This window comes from Ralstonia sp. 1138, assembly GCF_040544795.1.
Classification (GTDB): domain Bacteria; phylum Pseudomonadota; class Gammaproteobacteria; order Burkholderiales; family Burkholderiaceae; genus Ralstonia; species Ralstonia flatus.
Genome location: NZ_JBEPKQ010000018.1, coordinates 1 through 2,467, shown reverse-complemented (window position 1 = coordinate 2,467; position 2,467 = coordinate 1). Strand labels below are relative to the sequence as shown.

Sequence of the window (2,467 nt, the reverse complement as noted above, 5' to 3'; positions counted from 1 at the left end):
GTAAGCGAGTCGCCAGCGCCGTCTTGACGTAAGCGATGGATCTCAGGCGCGAGCGCGAACCAGATCAGCCACGACCCACGGCATGAGCTCGTCGACGCGGTTGATTGGGTGATCCGCGATGTGTGCCAGCACATGGCGCAGATATGCTTCGGGATCGATGCCGTTGAGCTTGGCCGTGCCGATCAGACTGTAGATGGCGGCAGCACGCTCGCCACCTGAGTCTGCGCCAGCGAACAGGTAATTCCGCCGTCCGATGGCCACGCCGCGCAGCGCGCGCTCAACCGGCAGGTTGTCGATCTCCAGGTGCCCATCGTCGCAATAGCGCGTGAGCGCCTCCCACCGGTTCAGGGCATAGAGGATCGCCCGGCTCGTATCGGATTTGCGCGAGAGCGTCTCCAGCGTGGCACTCAGCCACGCATGAAGTTGGTCGAGCAAGGGCTTGGCGTGCGTTTGCCGGTACGCTCGCCGCTCATCGGGTGGTTTCCCCCGGATCGCCTCTTCAACCTTGTACAGCGCACCGATGCGTTCCAGTGCTCCGGTATTCAAGGCATTCGGCCGCGCAGCATGCAATTCGTAGAACTGCCGTCGGGCATGTGCCCAGCATGCTGCTTCGACCACGCGTCCGGTCTCGTAGATCGCCTGGTAGCCGCCATAGGCATCGGCCTGCAGCGTGCCGTTGAACGATGCGAGATGCTGCTGCGGATGGATGCCCTTGCGGTCGGGTGTATAGGCGAACCAGACGGCCGGCGGCGTCATGTCGCCTGAGTTCCTGTCGTCGCGCACGTAGACCCACAGCCGTCCGGTTTTCGTCTTGCCGTTGCCCGGTGCAAGCACCGGTACCGGCGTATCGTCGGCATGCAGCTTCGTTGCCGCCATCACATGCCGGCGTAACGCGTCAACCAACGGCTGCAGCAGGTTCGCGCCGTGTCCGACCCATTTCGCCAGCAGCGAGCGATCCAGATCGACGCCTTCGCGCGCATAGATCGCCGATTGGCGATACAGCGGCAGATGGTCCGCGAACTTCGAGACGAGCACATGGGCCAGCAAGCCCGGACCAGCCAGGCCACGTTCGATGGGGCGGCTCGGCGCAGCGGCTTGTGCAATGTGATCGCAGCACGTGCACGCCAGTTTGGGGCGCACATGCCGAATCACGCGGAAGCTCGCCGGTACATATTCAAGCTGCTCGGAGACGTCTTGACCGAGCTGCTTCATGGGGCCGCCACACGCCGTGCAGGTTTCACCCGATTCCGGCCAGTGGGTCAGGATCTCGCGGGGCAGATGCTCAGGGAGCGGTTTGCGTGGCGCCTGTTCCGGCGCCGTGCGTGGCGTCTTTGGAACCTCGATGGGGGCTGCGCCTTCGTCAGCCTCGAGCTCTTCCAGTCGCAACTCGAGTTGTTCGATCTGATGGTCGAGCTTCTCGGAGCGACGACCGAACTGCATGCGGCGCAGCTTCGCGATCAGCAGTTTCAGGTGCTCGATCTCGGCCTTGGCGGTAGCGTTTGCCGCCTTGTGCGATTCGACCACGTCTTCCAGATGCCCGATGCGTGCATCGCGCTCAAGCAGCAAAGCCTTGAGCGCTTCGATGTCATCCGGATAGGCGTCTGCCGTGGTCATGTCGGCAGTTTACGCGGCGACTGGTAGGTTTACAACGCCGATGTCGGCTCCGACGTACGTACCGGCTGCCGCCAGTCGATGCCTTCGAGCAGCATCGACAGTTGTGCCTGGCTCAGGCACACCACGCCACCATCGGCACGTGGCCACACGAACCGGCCACGTTCCAGCCGTTTCATCAGCAAGCACATGCCGTCACCGCTCCACCACAGCACTTTGACCAGATCGCCGCGTTTGCCCCGGAACACGAACACGTGGCCGCTGAACGGATCTCGCTCCAGTACGGTCTGGACCTTGGCAGCCAAGCTGTTGAAGCCCGAGCGCATGTCGGTCACGCCGGCAGCCAGCCAGATCTTCGTGCGGCTGGGTAGACCGATCATGCTGCCGATCCCGACGTGCTGCGCAGCATGCGCAGTACCAGCAATAGCGTGCCTTCGTCGGGTGAGCCGTCGATGCGCACGCGCGTGTTGCCCACGCTGATCTCAATGGCGCCCGCGGGAGCAGCGCTGCTAACTGGCGCCGGGCATGGCTGCTCGATCTCTTGCATTGGTGCTTCCACTGTCACCGGCAGCAAACCGACCGGATCATATTCACCAGCGCGGAGTGCTCGGCGCCATTTGAAGACCAGGTTTGGATTCAACCCATGCTCCATCGCCAGACGCGCAACCGAGACACCTGGCTCGCAGGCCAGCTTGGCCAACTGCCGTCGGAATTCGACGGGGTGATTCGGGATGCCTCTGCGTGAACGCCTCTTCGGTGCTTCTGTTGCCACTGTGGTCCCCACTACTTTTTGGTGGGGACCACTCTGGCAACTTCCTTTCACGCCGTCGAGACGGTGCTGGGGACACGCTTACGA

General features: G+C 63.1%; 3 protein-coding genes. All 3 read right to left on the bottom strand.

Annotation, left to right across the window (positions count from 1 at the left end; all coding sequences use genetic code 11):
• Positions 1–42: 42 nt before the first annotated feature.
• From tnpC to tnpA, 3 genes are read right to left on the bottom strand one after another with little or no spacing between them, the layout of a single operon-like run.
• Positions 43–1,614 carry an IS66 family transposase gene (gene tnpC, locus ABIC76_RS25490; RefSeq protein WP_354535646.1) on the bottom strand — a complete coding sequence of 524 codons (1,572 nt, stop codon included), beginning with the start codon at positions 1,612–1,614 and terminating at the stop codon, positions 43–45.
• A 29-nt stretch (positions 1,615–1,643) separates the two neighbouring features.
• Positions 1,644–1,991, bottom strand: coding sequence for an IS66 family insertion sequence element accessory protein TnpB (gene tnpB, locus ABIC76_RS25485; protein ID WP_354535645.1), 348 nt, complete (start codon positions 1,989–1,991; stop codon positions 1,644–1,646).
• The gene (tnpA, locus tag ABIC76_RS25480; RefSeq protein ID WP_354535644.1) at positions 1,988–2,395 is read right to left on the bottom strand and encodes an IS66-like element accessory protein TnpA; all 408 of its coding nucleotides are present in this window, start codon (positions 2,393–2,395) and stop codon (positions 1,988–1,990) included. Before tnpA ends, tnpB begins: the two co-directional genes overlap by 4 nt.
• Between the last annotated feature and the right edge of the window lie 72 nt (positions 2,396–2,467).

What these genes read in the sequence shown, in the direction of transcription:
- tnpB (WP_354535645.1), bottom strand. Translation starts at nt 1,991, where the DNA reads ATGATCGGTCTACCCAGCCGCACGAAGATCTGGCTGGCTGCCGGCGTG.
- tnpC (WP_354535646.1), bottom strand. Translation starts at nt 1,614, where the DNA reads ATGACCACGGCAGACGCCTATCCGGATGACATCGAAGCGCTCAAGGCT.